Raw genomic sequence first — 15,407 nt, 5'->3', positions numbered from 1 at the left:
CGACGTGCGGCGCCTCCATTTGCTGTTCCGGTCGGTCTCGCGCAGCAGTCCTGGGCCGTCGTGTAACAACAGGCGGCGCTACTGGACGTGCGGTGGTCATGGCTGAAGCTCTCTGACGGGCGAGTGTGCCGTCGCTGCCCGCACGTGCGCGCGCAGCCCGGCATAGACGTCGTCGACGACGCCGAGCTCCAGCTCGGTGAGCGGTTCGCCCAAGCAACTGAAGTTCTCCTCCACCTGTCCCGCGGTGCTGAATCCGGCAACGACCACGCAGTGATCGCCGCGTTGCAGGCTGGAGCGCAGGGCCACCCGCGCGAGCGTGCCGGGTGTGTCCCCGAAGTGGGAGCGGAGGGAGCGGAGTTGTTCATCGACCCGGTCTCGGAGCGAGGGCATCAGCCCAGCGTGTCGCGGAGGTGCCGGCTCGTGCGGTGCGGAACTCGCCGTTCCTTTTCCAACGAGCACGCCGTGGGCCAGAGGAGCCGCCAGCACCAGGCCGACCCCGTGCCGCGCCGTGAAGGTGAACAAGTCCTGGCCTTCGAGTGAGACCGCCGGCGTGAACGCGTTGAACCGTGTCCAGACGACGTCCGGCTTGATCAGCCGGAACAAGTACAGGAAGCGCTCCGCCTCGGCGGCCCATTCTTCCGGGGAGGCAGCGTAGTGCGTGAAGGGCCCCCGCATCCCGATCGCCCTGATCGCCTTGACGTCCCGAAGCGTACGCATCGCGTCGATGGCGTTGCCCAGATAGCGGTCGCCGGGGCCGAAGTCGAAGCTGTCCAGCGTGTAGAGGTGCAGTTCCTCGGCGTACAGGTTCTCCAGGGTCTGGTCGAGCTGGTGGTGGATGTGCCGACCTGCGTACGGATGCTCTGCACTGCCGCGTACCTGGCCGACCTTGCTGCTCAGCTGGAGAGCAAGATCCGGGCGCTCGCGGGCGAATTGGCCGAGGACACGCTCGGAGTGCCCGTACCCATAGGAGTCGGCGGTGTCGAAGAACGTGGCGCCACTCCCAACCGCACGGGCGAGGCCGTCGAGGAACCGGCTGGCCCTCACCGATCCGTCGGGAGGAATCTGGTCCGTGGGGATGTCGCAGTGGAGCCCCAGCGGATGAGTGATAATACCGCGGCACAGATGCCGGAGCCCGAGGTCGTGACCGGTCACGCGGCACTCACTGCCAAGCAGAAAGCAGCGGTCACGACCTTGCCCTCGCGGGCGGGTTCGACCCCCCATCCACTGGCGAAAGCACTGACCAGATGCAGGCCCCTGCCACTCGTGTGCAAGTCACATCCATCAGCCTCGCCAGGTGTCTCGTCCTGCAAGCTGGCCAAGAAACTGACGACATCGGCCGGAAGGGCAGTGATGTCAGTCCCGCGGTCAACGACGCCCACGGTGACGCCTTTCTCGTAAAGGTCGAGAGTGAGCGATACAGGCCCGCCCCCGTGTCGGATTGCATTGGTGAGAAGTTCAGTGACGACCAACACAGCGTCGTCGATTCGTTCCTGGTCGGTCTGCCCGTGGAGCAGTCGGCGGACCGTCGCGCGGGCCCACACAAGGGGCTCCTCCTTAGACGTGAGCGCGAAGAAATGGTGGTCCACGCGTCGCCCCAAGGGTAGTTCCCGGATCAGATCGGCTGCTGTCGGCGGCACCTTTGTCTCCTTGCGTATCGAGACCCCCTATGGCGCGGACCGGAGATCCGACCCACCACCAACCCTCACCGACCGGCCATGGCACCGATACGCCAAACCGTGGCCACGTTGTGGCCATCTCTCCCGTACGGATTCAGTTCGAGATGCCCGGGCGAGAGGGAAGACCCTGGCCTGCTCGCGGCGCAGCGCAACCCGCCGACAAGATCACAATCTGGACCTCTCGGACGCTGACCTACCAAGTCCCCTTGGTGCGAGCGCCTTTGAGAGCCCAAGTACTGACCGGCCACTCCTAGACAGGAAGGCAACAGCCGCAGCATCTCGAAGCGATCGAACGGGCCCGGAACGCGATCAGCGCCGCCCTCCACGGTGCGCCCGCTGCTGGTCGCGTGCACTGCGCCTAAACCACGCAATATCACCTTTCAAACTCACGCTCGCGCCCGCCGGAACCCGTTTCCCTCAGACGACGATGCCTCCAAAACGCTAAGCACTCTCACCGACATAGCATCCATAACACCTTCAAGCGCCACCTGTGCGAGTGCGATCGAACGGCCACTGTCAAGTGGTTCCGGAAAGGTGGCCACAAGGTGGCCACGCGCCGCGCACTGCCTTGCGGGAGCACCACAGCGGGGGTCTATGTCCACATTTGAAGCCTCGATGAAAGCCTAGAGCGACGCTGAACAGCTGGCCGCGCCCTCAACATGGCCACGAGATGGCCACGCTTTGGCGTACCGGTGCCACGACGAGGCGATCACGCTTGGTTCCGGATGAGTTCCGCGACCCGAGACAGCAGCCCCGTCCCTCCTGGAGTTCCGATGACCCTCCCCGCCACCACACATCGGCGACTCCGTTCTGGCCCTAGACCGCCCTGCGGCGTCACGAGATTCCTTTGCGGTGCTCGGCCGGACGCCGGCACCGGATGTCACCCCCACCGGCCCCTCGCGTCGCGAGTCAAGTCCGGTGGCCGAGTTGGTCAGTGCCGCGGCGGGTCGCTACCGGGCTGCGGGCCGCCCGCTTAGACCCGAGCCCGACGGCCGCCCCTCCGCCGGTGCTCGCTCGTGGGCTTCGGTTTCCGACTCTGGGGGACCGCTCGGCGCACACTCGCCGGACGGATCCCGGAAGCCGTGAGCGAGGTGGCAAGCCCCCGTCTTGCCGCCGTCCCGGCTGTCGCGATTCCCAGAGCCACCCCGCGGCAGCCGGTCCACACCCCGCTTTCCGTTCGACTCCCGACCCCTTCGTCCGAGGACTCCATGACCCCCGACATCTCCCCCACCCAGCCGAGGCAGCGCAGAAAACGCCGGCGCGTCGTGACCGTGCGCGCCCGGCTGGTCCTGGTCGCGGTCATCACGGTCGCCGCCTTGATCGGCGCGGTCGCGGTGAACGCATGGCCGGACTGGCAGCGGCAGGACAGCCTGCGACGCGACTCGGCCACCGGCCGCCTCGGAGGGGAAGCGAGCCTGCCGCTCTTCGTGGGCGCACAGACCGAACGCAAGCTGACCGCTGCGTACTTGGTCCACCCCACTGCCGGGAACAAGGCCGCCCTCGCCAAGCAACGTCGGCTGACCGACCAGGGCATAGCCAGCTTCAAGACGCTGTCCGGCACCACGCTCAAGACGGACGAGCGGCACCGCTGGGAGTACGTCCAGGACATCTACACGCACCTGAAGAAGCTCCCGCAGATCCGCCACGACATCGACACCCGTACGGACACCACCGACGACGCGACCGGCTACTACACCGACCTGATCGCGCGGATGATCGCCTTCTACCAGGCATTGTCCGCGATGGACGACGGGCCGCTCGCGCTGGAGACCCGCCCGCTCGTCGGTCTGTTCTGGGCCAGCGACGCGCTCGCGCAGCAGGACACGCTGCTGGCCGCTTCCCTGCCGTCGGGTCGGATGACTCCCGCCAACCGGGCGGCGTTCGCCTCTGCCTTCGGCGTGCAGCAGGTGATGTATGAGCGGTGGATCGCCCCGTACTTGCCGGCAAAGGAGAAGGCGCAGTACGACGCCATCGTGGCCAGTGCGGACTGGAAGGCGCTGCTGCGCGCCGAGCAGGCCGTGATCAACGCGCCCAGCGGGGACGGCGGCGCCGACCTGCAGAACATCGCCACGCTGCGGGACTGGGACGGCACGTACGCCCGGGTGAGTCAGAAGATCGCCGCGCTGAACCTGGCCCGTACGCAGGGGCTGCTCGTTCACGGCTTCCAACGAGCGGATGAGATCCGGGCTCAGGTGCTGTGGTTGGTGGGCGGCAGCCTGCTCGCCATTGTCGTGATCACGGTTTTGATCATCGGGCTCCTGCGGACCGTCATCCGGCGCTCGCGCCAGGCGAGCGACCAGGCGACAGCCGTGGCGACGCAGCATCTGCCGGCCATCGTCGAGGCCCTGCAGCACGGCCGGGCCGCCGATACCTCGCTCTTTCCTGCCGAACCCATCGTCGTTGGTGACGAGTTCACCCGCATCGAGAGCGCGGTTCACTCCCTGGCCCGTCAGGCCGCTGACGCGGCGCTCACGGTCTACGAGGAGCGAGTCGGCTTCCAGCGGTTCAGCGCGATGGCCGCCACCCGGGCCGCGGGGTTGTCCCGCGCCCTGCTCGCCGACTTGGACACCCTGCAGCAGCGATACGACTCCGACCGCGAACTGGTCAGCCTCCTCTATGGGCTTGAGTACACCGCGACTCGCGAGCGGCGCCTGCTGGAGAATTTGCTGGTGCTCTCCGGGGGCTGGCTGGACGAGGGCTCCGACCGCCCCGTCTACATCGCGGATGTCGTGATGAGCGCGATCAGCGAGAGCGCCGGCATGGGGCGGACCAAGGACGATGTGCGTGCGCAGGCCTGGATCAAGGCCGGAGCGGCGCCCGAGCTGATCCACCTCCTGGCCGAACTCATCGAGAACGCTGTGAAGTTCTCCCCGAAGGAGTTCGACGTCATCATCCGCGTCTCGGGCACCTCGGCAGGAATCGCCGTCGAGGTCGAGGACCGCGGGCAGCCGATGGGGCCGGAGCACCTGGCGGAGCTCACCGCCCGCCTGGCGCATACCCCGCTGTACCGGGAGCTGACAGAGGCGGACCAGTTCGGCCTCTTCGTCGTCGGCCGGCTTTCTCAGCGCATGGGCCTGACGGTGACACTCCGGGACTCCCCCTACGGCGGGGTGACGGCCATCGTCCTCGTGCCCTGGGCCCTGCACGCCGAAGCCCCCGTAGACCAGCCGGACACAGAGCCCGCACCTGCCCCGGCACCGTTCGTCACGGGCAGCGGCCTGCATTTCCGCCGCACCCAGCAGGACGCGAAGGCATTGGGCACGGCTCCGGCCTCGCCCGTGACGCCCGCCCCGCGCCCAGGCCAGGCATCGGACAACGCGGCCGGAGGGCTGCCCGAACGGCAACCGGGCAGCCACCTCGCTGCCGAGCTCCGGACCGACGCACCAAGGCGGAGTCCCAGCCCGTCGGCGCACGCTGCGGCCCCGCCCGCACCCGACGCCGACATGTTCGACGCCCTCGACGACATCAAGTACACCGACACAGGAGAGCAGCGATGAGCCTCACTCAGTCCTCGAACTCCGTCGCCCCCAAGAAGCCGGGTGAGGCGCAGCAGTTCGACACCCTTCGCAACCAGCTCGCGGAGAACGTGTCCGCGGCCATCGGCATGCTGTTGCTGGCCACGGACGGTCTGGCGCGGTGCGCGTACGGGCTGCCCGACGGCCAGGACGACACGGTCGCTGCTGCTTCCTCGGGGCTGGCCAGCCTCGGCAGCGGGATGGCTGAGGCGCTGGAGGGCGGCAGGTTCAAGCACCTGAACCTGACGCTGGAGAGGTACCACGTGATTGCTACCGCGTGCGGCGAGGGATCCGTGCTGGTCGTGGTGCTCCCCATCGACGCTCGTCTCGGCGACGCCGTGCGCGAGACGGTCCGCATCGCCGCCGCGTTCCGGCCCCGAATGGACACCGCGCCCCGCCCCGTCGGGAGCTGAGCACGATGCCCTCGCATCGCGGGGTCCGTCCCTTCGCCTGGACGGCCCCGCGCCTGGCCGCGATGGGCGTGGACGAGGGCGGACGGATCATCATGCAGACGTTGATCCGCACGACGGCCCCTCCGGGCCGGCTCGCCAGCGTCCCGGAGACGTGGCAGATGGTCCTGCGTCTCGCCGACCGGCCCACCGGGGTCGCCGTGGCGGAGATCGCCGGAAACCTCCGCCTCAAGCTCACCCCCACGGCTGCCCTCGTCGCCGAGCTCGAGAACCGCGAACTCGTCACCCGTCAAGGCACCGTCGGCGACACCACCAGCAACACCGACACCGACCTCCTCCTCAGAATCAGGAACGGACTTGAACACCTCTGACCCGCGCAGCGACCCGCCGCAGAGCGTGAAGATCCTCGTCGCCGGAGGCTTCGGCGTCGGCAAGACCACGCTGATCGGCGCCATCAGCGAGATCAAACCACTGCGCACCGAGGAACGCCTGAGCCAGCTCAGCACCACCGTCGACGACCTGGCAGGCACCCCGGACAAGGACACGACGACGGTCGCCATGGACTTCGGCCGGATCACCTTCGCCACGGACGTGCTCATGCTCTTCGGAACCCCGGGACAGGACCGGTTCTGGTTCATGTGGCCGGACCTCGTGGAAGGCGCCAAAGGGGCGATCGTCCTGGTCGACACCCGCCGGCTCGAAGCATCCTTCGCCGCCGTCGACTTCTTCGACCAGTGCGGCGTGCCGTACGTCGTTGCCGCGAACTGTTTCGACGAGCGGCAGGACTACACCCGCAGCCAGATCGCCGCGGCCCTCAAGACCGTCAGCGAGGACGACATCTGCATGGTCGACGCCCGTGACCGCAGTTCCGTTCGCTACGTACTGCTCGCCGTGCTCGACCGGGCGATCTCTCGCTCCCGCGCCAACACGACCGCCTGACCACCGCTGATCAGCCCCCGATTGGGAGAGACCATGCAGACCACCACTCCCTCCAGCTCCATCCCCCTCTTCACCGACGAACTCCTGGCCGACCCCTACCCCGCGTACTTCGATCTGCGACGTGCCGGCGCCGCCGTGCACCTGGAGAAGTACGGCGTGTGGGCCATTCCCCGGCACGCCGACATCGCCGCGATCCTCAAGACCCCCGAGGTCTTCGGGTCCGAGGGCGGCATAGCCCTCACCGACCGGGCCAACCAGGAGATCCTCGCCGGCACGGTCCTCGCCTCGGACGGCTCCGCTCACACCAAGCTCCGCCGGGTGCTGTCCACGCAGCTCGCTCCCCGCGCGATGAAGGCCCTGGACGGCCGTATCACCGCCCGCGCCGAGCGCCTGGCGGACCAGTACACGGCGGCCGGCAGGTTCAACGCCGCCGCCCTGGCCCGGCACGTGGTCTGCGACAACGTGATGGAGCTGATGGGCCTGCGCGACGCGGACCGCGAGGTGCAGCTGGCCGGTGCCGCCGCCACCTTCGACGTGTTCGGCCCGCACGGCGACCGCTACCAGCAGGCGCTGCCGCTGGCGTCCCGCATGGTCGAGATGCTCCACGAGCAGCTGGTCCGCGAGAACGTGACCCCGGGGTCATGGATGGCGTCGATCTTCGAGGCTGTCGACGCCGGACAGATCGAGGAAGGCGACGCAGTACCCCTCGCCTCGGCGTACACGGCCGCAGCCATCGACACCACCGTCCTGGGCCTCACCGACAGTCTCGTGCAGCTCGCCCGGCACCCGGAGCAGTGGCAGATCCTCCGCCGCAACCCCATCCGCTGGGCCATACCCGCCTTCCACGAGGCTCTGAGACTCGAAGCCCCCATACAGGGCTTCGGCCGCCTACTGACCAAAGCCACCGACATCGGCGGCGTCCACCTGACCGAGGGTGACCAGGTGTGGCTGCTGTACGGATCCGCCGGCCGCGACCTCCGCCACTGGGGAGACGAAGTCGCCGACTACGACATCCGGCGCCCCCGCAACAACCAGCACCTCGCCTTCGGCGGCGGCCCCCACCTGTGCGCCGGCATCCGGCTCGCCGAGCTCCAGGCCCGAGCCGTTCTCCGGGCCCTGGCCGCCCGCTGCACGCACCTCGCCCTCGACGGCGACCCCACCCGCGTCCTCAACAACCTCCTGCGGGGCTACAGCCACGCCGCCATCGCTGTCGAACTCTGCCCCCGCGCCTCAGCCTCGGGCGAAGGACCTACTTCGTGACTGCCGCAACTCTCCTCTCACAAAACGGCCTTGACCTGCCTACCCGACCCGGCCTGCGGCTCCAGACGCTGACTGTCGGACCCGACTGGGAGGTCCTGCTCATGCCCGAGCCGCTCGCGCAGCTCGTCATGGCCAGGCTCGCGCGATCGGCAGCAGCTTCCGCGATCGGCTGGATCTTCACGCACGCCGACCGGTGGGGGATCTTCCTGCCCGTAGAGTCCGGCGACCCCGCCTGGCCGCACGGCACCACCTATCTCGGGGTGGGCGAGAGCGTCACGGTCCCGCAGCTCTCCGCGCACGACAACGCCTCCAGGTGGATCAACCGGGACGGCCCCCTGCTCAGCCGGCCCTTGCTGGTCCACCCCATCGTCACCCTGATCGCCGCCGAGATGTCCCGCTTCACCTCTCCCGCACCGGAGTCCTGACCATGCCCACGCTCTGCCGCGTCTCCTCTCCGGCGACCGCCACCTCGCCTACCGACGGCCACCGTGACCCGCACGACCAGCCCCCGCGCCCCGACCTCGTCAAGGTCCTTGATCCCCAGGAGTCCGAAGTCCCCCGCACCGCGCACGCGCTGGAGCACTTCTTCCCCGAAGCCTGACCGGCAGCGCCCGGCCCCCACCACTACGACAGCTGTCTCCAGCAGGAAGGCCAAGAGCCATGGGCTCCCGACCACTGTTCCGCGCCCAGCCCGGCATCATGGTGCGGTCCGTGCTCCTCCACGACCTCCCCGTCCCGCCGGCGCCGGACCTGACCACGGCAACGACCGCCGCGACGCCCTCGTGGCGACGCTGGGCGCTCGATGTCTGGGACGTCCAGCAGATCGCGCCCGCCGTCCGGCACGCAAGTCCAGACCTCGCCCGCGAACTCGACAACCTGAAGGACACGCCCGCCGACGCGGAGTCCATGCGGCGCATCGCCCTGACCCTGCTCAGCTACGTCCTGCGCCTCACCCACCGGGCGACCCCCTTCGGCCTCTACGCCGGCGTCACCGATGGCCATTTCGGGGCGCGTGCCGAAGCCCGGTGGGGGAGCGAGCACCGGACGGTTACCCGGGCCGCCGGGATGTGGTTCGCCACGGTCGTGCAGCAGCTGGAAGCCGTCCCCGAGGTCCGGCGGGGCCTGCGGCTCTGCGCCAACAACGCGCTGCGCGTACGCGGCGAGCGCCTGGTCCTGCCCTGGCAGCCACGCGAGGTGGAGGAGACGGGCACGGCTGTGCGTGAGGTGTCGGTCCGGCACACCGCCGCCGTCAGGGCGGCCATCCAGCTGGCACACACTCCTGTGCCGTACCGGGACATCGTGTGCGAACTCAGCGCCGACCACCCCGACCTCGGCACGCACGGAGCCGAAGAACTGCTGGACGTGCTCATTGCCCGGCGGATGCTGCTGACCAGTCTGCAGCCCTCGGGCACCGAGACGGACACTCTGGGATACGTGGCCGGTGAACTCGACCGCGTGGGTGCCATGGACAGCGGCCCGGCAGCGGACCTGGCCCTCGCCCTGCGGGAGATTCACGCACAAATGCGTGACCTCGACGGCCACAACCCGGTGTCGGAGAAGGCCGACCGGCAGCGAACCGCGATCGTCACCCGGATGCGGCGGATCGCCGACGAGCCCACCCCGCTCGCTGTGGACACCCGCGTGGACGCGGAGCTCGTTCTCCCGAGGGCGGTGGCCTGGGAGGCGGAGACGGCCGCCGGCGTCCTGGCCCAGGTCACCCCGGAGCCGCGAGGGACCCAAGCGTGGCTCCGCTACCGGGAGCGCTTCCGCAACCGTTACGGGGAGGGCACGTTGGTCGCGCTGACGGACCTGCTCGACCCGCACTGCGGCCTCGGCCTGCCCGAGGACTTCCTCGGCACCGCGCGGGCCCCCGAGCCCGACACCCTGCACCGCGACCGGCTCCTGATGACGCTCGCCCAGCGCGCCTGGGCAGCGGGAGAGGAGCTCGTCCTCGACGAGGACCTCATCCACCGGCTCACCGCCGGGCAAACACCCACGACTGCACAGGACGTGCCGGCGCACGTGGAGCTGACCGCCTCGGTGTATGCCGCCAGCGTGCAACGCCTGGACGCCGGTGACTTCAGCCTCGCGGTGCGCCGCACCGGCCGCGGGTGGGGCCACTTCAGCGGCGGCCGGCTCGCCGCTCTGCTCGCCGAGGACAGCTCGCCCAGTGACCTGCTGGGAATGCTGGCCCGGCGGCCGACGACGGTACAAGGCGCCTTGCCCGTTCAGGTGTCCTTCCCCTCACTGATGCCGAAGGCGTCCTACATCACACGCACACCCCGTCTGGTCGCCCCCTTGATCTCCCTGTCCGAGCACCGGCCCGCGGACCCTGACCTCATCCCTTTGTGCGATCTTGCGGTGACCTGCCACGGGGAGCGGCTGCACCTTGTCTCCCTGTCGCGGGGACGCGTGCTGGAGGCCGCGATCCCTCACCCTCTCCAGCTCGAATGCCAAACGCCCACGGTCGCGCGGTTCATCGACGAACTCCAGCGCGGCCAGAGCAGCCGGCTCATCGGCAGCATCGGCAACCTCGACGCGTGGGACTGGGGCGCGGCCCGGCACCTGGCGTTCCGGCCGCGCGTACGGGCCGGACGCAGCATCCTCAGCCCGGCCACCTGGCGCCTGGACCACACCGGTCTGCCCACTACGAGCGCCTCGACCGCCGAGTGGGACGAGTCCTTCGCCGCACTGCGCGAGCGGTGGAGGCTGCCGCGCCACGTCTACCTGGAGCGCTACGACAACCGGCTCCGCCTGGACCTGGAGCACCCGGCGCACCGTGAGCTGCTGCGCTCCCGCATGGACCGGCCCCACTTCGGTCAGCTCACCCTCGCCGAGGCCGAGCCGGAAGACGCCTACGGCTGGTGCGGCGGGCGGTCCCACGAGTTCGTCGCCTACCTGGCGTCCTCGGCGCCCGCCCGGCCCGCGCCGGTCGTGCACAGCGCGCCGGTCGTCCGCCGCGACCATGCCCACCTGCCCGGCGCCTCCCGCTACCTCTCCGCCCGCCTGCACTGCCAGCCCCAGGTGCGTCGCGCGCTGCTCACCGATCACCTCCCGCCGCTGGTCGCCGATCTTCCCCACTGCGTGTGGTGGGTCACCGCCCACGACGAAGGCGACCATCCGCACACCGAGTTGACCCTCCGTCTGCCTCATCCGGCCGACGCGGCCGACGCCCTGTGCCGGTTCGGACAGTGGACCGCACACCTGAACGACGCCGGAGTCGTCGGCGAGGTCACCCTCGTCCCGTACCGGCCGCACATGGGCCTGTGGGGGGCAGGGGACACGCTGACCGCCGCGGAGAACACGTTCAGCGCCGACACGGAGGCCATCGCCTATCAACTGGCTCGCCCGCCCTTCCCGGCCCCTCAGCCGGTACTGGTGGCAGCCAACATCCTCGCCATCGCGGCCGGCTTCCACCAAGACGTCACCGAGGGGATGAAGTGGCTGGCCGCCCAGCCCAAGCCGGCCGCTGCCGCGCCGCTGCCCCGCCCGCTGGTGCAACAGGCCCGCACGCTCGCCGCCCCTGACGACGGGTGGGCCGAACTGCGACGCATCCCGGGCGCCACCGGTCTCGTCGACGGTCCCTGGGCGCGACGCCACGAGGCACTGGCCACGTACCGCAACGTCCTGCGCACCTCCCCTCCTGTGGATCCGGACGCCGTGCTCCGCGCACTGCTGACCGCCCACCTGCACCACGTCGGTGAGACCTCCGAAGGCACCGCGTGGCGCCTGGCCCGGGCCATCTCCCTCGCCAGCACGCGGCCCCGCCGCCAGCAGACGCACTGACCGCCCGTACCCGCATAAACCGCCGGCCGCTTCGAAGCCGGCGCTCAACCTGAACGGACCCTTCATGACCGCGCTCATCGAGGACCACGCTCTCGTCGGTGACATGCACACCGCCGCTCTGATCCACCACCGCGGCTCAGTCAGCTGGCAGTGCCTGCCCGACTTCGACTCCCCCGCCGCGTTCGCCTCGCTGGTCGGCACCCCGCAGCACGGCTCGTGGGACCTGCGCCCCACCGCCTCCGATGCCCAGGTACGACGCCGGTACCTGCCGGGCACCCTCGTACTGGAGACGACCTGGACCACGCACAACGGACAGGCCCGCGTCCTGGACTTCATGCCGACCCGGACTCCCGGCTGCGGCAACCCCCAGCTGATCCGTGTCGTCCAAGGCGTCCGCGGCCTGGTGCAGATGTCCTCGCGGATCCTGGTCCGCTTCGCCTACGGCAAGGTCGCGCCCCGCCTGGTGCGTCACCCCCATCAGTTCGGCGGTGACCGGTACGCGGCACTCGCCGGACCGGACGCCCTCTACCTGGACTCCTCGACACCGCTAAGTAAGCACGCGGACGGGAACGTGGAAGCCACGTTCTGCGTCCCCACCGGGGAGTATCAGGTCCTCGCACTGTCCTGGCAGCCCTCCCACCTGCCCGCGCCGCCCCGCCCCGATCCCGCGGCCGCCCTGGAAAGCACTATCGCCTTCTGGTCCGACTGGTCCGCCCGCAGCACGTACACCGGCCCTTACCAGGAGGCTGTGAGCCGCTCGCTGATCGTCCTCAAGGCCCTCACCTACGCTCCCACCGGCGGTATGGTCGCCGCGCCTACCACCTCGCTGCCCGAGGAGATCGGTGGCGAGCGGAACTGGGACTACCGCTACACCTGGCTGCGGGACGCTGCGATCGCGCTGAGCGTCCTGGCGCTCACCGGTCACGTGGAAGAAGCAGCCGCCTGGCGGGACTGGCTCGCCCGGGCCATCGCCGGCGACCCCGCCACCGTGCAGATCATGTACTCGATCAAGGGCGACCGCGACCTCCGTGAGAGCACCCTGCCCCATCTTCCCGGGCTGGAAGGCTCCCAGCCGGTACGCATCGGCAACGGCGCCGCCCATCAGCCACAGCTCGACGTGTTCGGTGAAGTCCTCGACGCCTTCCACCTCGCCGAGGAAGCCGGCCTCGCTCCCTGCGACGACGCCTTCGCCCTCCAGAGCGCTCTGCTCACCCAGGTCGAGGCCCGCTGGCACTTGCCGGACGCGGGAATCTGGGAGATGCGCGGGCCCGAGCGGCACTTCGTGCACTCGAAGGTCATGGGCTGGGTCGCCGCCGACCGGATGGTCCGCCGGATCGAGGCCGGCCGCGCCACCGGCCCCGTCGAGAAGTGGCGCAAGCTGCGGGACGCCATCCATGCCGACGTGTGCGCCCACGGCTACGACCAGGTCCGCAACACCTTCACCCAGTCCTACGGCTCCGCCGAACTGGACGCCTCCCTGCTGCTCATTCCCCTGGTGGGCTTCCTCCCGTCGGACGACAAGCGGGTCATCGGCACCATCGAGGCGATCCAGCGCGAGCTGTCCACCGGTGGCGACGGCCTGATCCTGCGCTACCGCACGGCGGGAACCGTGACCGGAGCCGACGGCCTGACCGGCGACGAGGGCGCCTTCCTTGCCTGTTCTTTCTGGCTGGTCGAGGCCCTGACGATGATCGGCCGGACCGCGGAGGCGACCGCACTGTTCGAAAAACTCCTGTCCCTCGCCAACGACGTCGGACTGCTCGCCGAGGAGTACGACTGCGTCGCTCACCGGCAGCTCGGCAACTTCCCACAGGCCTTCAGCCACTTCGCGCTGGTCTCCGCCGCGCTCCGGCTGGCCTCCGAGGACCAAACCGCAGCCCGCGACGATGTGGGGCCGTTTGTCTCGTTCAGCAGTCCAGCCGCCACTGAACCTTCCCGCCCCCTCGGGTCCGGAACACCCGTCGCGCGCCACTGACACCAACGGCATCACTAACGACAGGGCGAACACCCCGCCCAGAACGGACTCCATGAGCACGGCCACGGCGAACAGCCCGTTATTCACCCCCGGCACCCCAGCACGCATCTGGCGCGATGTGACACTGCTGCTCCTCATAGCGTGCTTCACACCGCTCGGCGCAGCCCTCGCCGCATTCGTACAAATGCTCGGCGTACAGGACCCCCGCGTCTGGACGCTGCTCGCATACGGCGAACTGGTGCTTTCGTTCGCCAAGTTGATCTGGCTCGGGTGGCTGGTCATATGCCGGACGGTGAGTTACCGGCGTCACCACGCCTGGAGGGTCTGTCAGCGATGGCTCGCCGTCGCGGCCGGCGCTTCCGCCGTGCTGCTCTCCGCGCCGGGTGCAGGCCACCCATACATCCAGCCGGCTGCGGCCACAGTCAGTCTCGCCTGGCTGGCACTGGAGGTATGCGCGCGTCACGGAATCACAGCCCACCGGCTGGGCATCGCCGCCCCGGAGCACAGGACGCACACGAGCCGTGTCAGCGCCTGGGAGGCCGGCCAGAGCGCCATGATGGTGTGCGTGGCAGGAGGCGGGCTCGCAACCGCACTCGCTTCGGTCATGCTGTATTTCGACTGGGGCCCGGTGATGCAGACCAGCCAGCTGACAGCCATCGGCGTCACCTCACCCTGGCAGGTCATCATTGCCGTGCCGGCCACCGTGGTCCTGGAGGACCTGGTCATGGTCGGCGCGACTACCGCTCTGCTGTCCGCCGCCCGGCGCCCCGCCTGGGAGATCTACACCCTGATCTGCGGCCTCGAAGTGGTTGCCCACCTGTACATGGGACTCCCCGGCCTCGGCATGCTCGCCTTCGCCGCCGGCCGCGTCTACCTGTACCGCCGGTGGCACCGGCTCACACCGCTGGCCGTCGCCCACGCCTGCTTCGACACCTTGACCTTGTTCCTCATGCCGCTGCCCTTCCTTACCGTTCGTGTTCCAGTCGGCATCGCCATAGCCGTCCTCGTGGGCCTGTTCGAGCGCTACGTGGTGAACCGCCGCCGAACCGCGAGCGAGCCGGCAACCGGCCCCTCTGAAGAACCCGGCGCCAGCACGCCCGAACAGGCCCACGGGGAAGGCTCAGCGAAATCGGAGCTGGTTCCCACCGGGCTCGACGGACGGCACGAGACGCTGTCCAGCGTCACCTCCGCCCCGGGAGGCCGTGATGGTCGCCGTGGATGACATCGGGTCAGCCCCCAACAGGAAGACCCGGCCCCCCTGGGCGCGGGTGTCCTCAGCTCGACCTCGGGGGGCTCTCCGTGATCTGCCATGCGGTCTTCGAATACGGCGTGCTGCCCGCATTCCTGGCCGCCCTCGGACGTCACGTCCTCGCGAGGCATCGTGTCCTCAACGGCTCCACGTCGCCCAAACCACGGCCCGAACCAAGCTTCATCCGGGCGTACTGGCTGGGCTGCGCAGCCTTCCCACTCGTCTGCCTGGCCCTGCTCTCGCTGGCCATGCTGCCGGGCCGCATCCCGTAACTCCCATGAGCACTCGCCCCTTTGCCGCTGAGCCTCCGCATCGCGGCGAAGAGGCGACCATCCACACTCCCTCTACCAATGGAGAACCCGTGACTCCCCTCGCTCCGAACGTGATTCCCCTCGCTCTGACCTTGTGCACCGCTCCGCAGCCCGTCCCCGCTCAGGAGTCCGACCTGCCGTTTGACTACGCCCGGCAGATCACTCCTCGCCCGGCCGGGCACGACCTCCCCACCACCATGTCCTCGGGCGGAGCCACGGGCGAACCCGACCGCTCCGGTCACCTGTGGCACGACGGCAACGGCGGCCTCTGGTAATCACCCCGCGC

The 15,407-nt window shown here is 69.5% G+C and carries 14 protein-coding genes; 12 read left to right on the top strand and 2 right to left on the bottom strand.

Going from position 1 to position 15,407, the window contains the following annotated elements; translation table 11 throughout:
- Positions 1 to 96: 96 nt before the first annotated feature.
- Both OG285_RS32265 and OG285_RS32260 read right to left on the bottom strand, forming a co-directional pair.
- A complete protein-coding gene (locus OG285_RS32265) occupies positions 97 to 1,152 on the bottom strand; it encodes an aldo/keto reductase (RefSeq protein ID WP_371793004.1) in 1,056 nt (351 codons plus the stop codon).
- The gene (locus OG285_RS32260) at positions 1,149 to 1,637 is read right to left on the bottom strand and encodes an ATP-binding protein (protein ID WP_371793003.1); all 489 of its coding nucleotides are present in this window, start codon (positions 1,635 to 1,637) and stop codon (positions 1,149 to 1,151) included. Before OG285_RS32260 ends, OG285_RS32265 begins: the two co-directional genes overlap by 4 nt.
- Before the next feature lie 1,247 nt (positions 1,638 to 2,884).
- Here OG285_RS32260 and OG285_RS32255 point away from each other — a divergent pair.
- The 12 genes from OG285_RS32255 (at position 2,885) to OG285_RS32200 (ending at position 15,396) form a co-directional block, all read left to right on the top strand.
- Positions 2,885 to 5,173, top strand: coding sequence for a nitrate- and nitrite sensing domain-containing protein (locus OG285_RS32255; protein WP_371793002.1), 2,289 nt, complete (start codon positions 2,885 to 2,887; stop codon positions 5,171 to 5,173).
- Positions 5,170 to 5,604, top strand: a complete 435-nt coding sequence (locus OG285_RS32250; RefSeq protein ID WP_371793001.1) for a roadblock/LC7 domain-containing protein — start codon at positions 5,170 to 5,172, stop codon at positions 5,602 to 5,604. Before OG285_RS32255 ends, OG285_RS32250 begins: the two co-directional genes overlap by 4 nt.
- 5 nt (positions 5,605 to 5,609) lie before the next feature.
- Positions 5,610 to 5,972: a DUF742 domain-containing protein gene (locus tag OG285_RS32245; protein ID WP_371793000.1), complete on the top strand. Its 363-nt coding sequence runs from the start codon at positions 5,610 to 5,612 to the stop codon at positions 5,970 to 5,972.
- A complete protein-coding gene (locus OG285_RS32240; RefSeq protein ID WP_371792999.1) occupies positions 5,959 to 6,540 on the top strand; it encodes an ATP/GTP-binding protein in 582 nt (193 codons plus the stop codon). Before OG285_RS32245 ends, OG285_RS32240 begins: the two co-directional genes overlap by 14 nt.
- A 33-nt stretch (positions 6,541 to 6,573) precedes the next feature.
- Positions 6,574 to 7,800, top strand: coding sequence for a cytochrome P450 (locus OG285_RS32235; protein ID WP_371792998.1), 1,227 nt, complete (start codon positions 6,574 to 6,576; stop codon positions 7,798 to 7,800).
- The gene (locus OG285_RS32230; RefSeq protein WP_371792997.1) at positions 7,797 to 8,225 is read left to right on the top strand and encodes a hypothetical protein; all 429 of its coding nucleotides are present in this window, start codon (positions 7,797 to 7,799) and stop codon (positions 8,223 to 8,225) included. The genes OG285_RS32235 and OG285_RS32230 overlap by 4 nt, the downstream gene beginning before the upstream one ends.
- A gap of 2 nt (positions 8,226 to 8,227) precedes the next feature.
- Complete coding sequence (locus OG285_RS32225) at positions 8,228 to 8,401, top strand: hypothetical protein (RefSeq protein ID WP_371792996.1); 174 nt, start codon at positions 8,228 to 8,230, stop codon at positions 8,399 to 8,401.
- A 59-nt stretch (positions 8,402 to 8,460) separates the two neighbouring features.
- A complete protein-coding gene (locus tag OG285_RS32220; RefSeq protein ID WP_371792995.1) occupies positions 8,461 to 11,586 on the top strand; it encodes a lantibiotic dehydratase in 3,126 nt (1,041 codons plus the stop codon).
- Positions 11,587 to 11,650: 64 nt separating this feature from the next.
- On the top strand, positions 11,651 to 13,561 hold the full coding sequence (locus OG285_RS32215; protein ID WP_371792994.1) for a glycoside hydrolase family 15 protein: 1,911 nt from the start codon (positions 11,651 to 11,653) through the stop codon (positions 13,559 to 13,561).
- 52 nt (positions 13,562 to 13,613) lie between these two features.
- Positions 13,614 to 14,783 (top strand): hypothetical protein, encoded by a 1,170-nt coding sequence (locus OG285_RS32210; RefSeq protein WP_371792993.1) that lies wholly within the window; start codon positions 13,614 to 13,616, stop codon positions 14,781 to 14,783.
- A 77-nt stretch (positions 14,784 to 14,860) separates the two neighbouring features.
- A complete protein-coding gene (locus OG285_RS32205) occupies positions 14,861 to 15,082 on the top strand; it encodes a hypothetical protein (protein WP_371792992.1) in 222 nt (73 codons plus the stop codon).
- Positions 15,083 to 15,171: 89 nt separating this feature from the next.
- Positions 15,172 to 15,396: a hypothetical protein gene (locus OG285_RS32200; RefSeq protein ID WP_371792991.1), complete on the top strand. Its 225-nt coding sequence runs from the start codon at positions 15,172 to 15,174 to the stop codon at positions 15,394 to 15,396.
- The last annotated feature ends 11 nt before the right edge of the window (positions 15,397 to 15,407 follow it).

This window comes from Streptomyces sp. NBC_01471 (assembly GCF_041438865.1).
In the GTDB taxonomy this organism is placed as follows: domain Bacteria; phylum Actinomycetota; class Actinomycetes; order Streptomycetales; family Streptomycetaceae; genus Streptomyces.
Note: the sequence above shows the minus strand (reverse complement) of the source record. Positions and strands in the feature narration are given on the sequence as shown.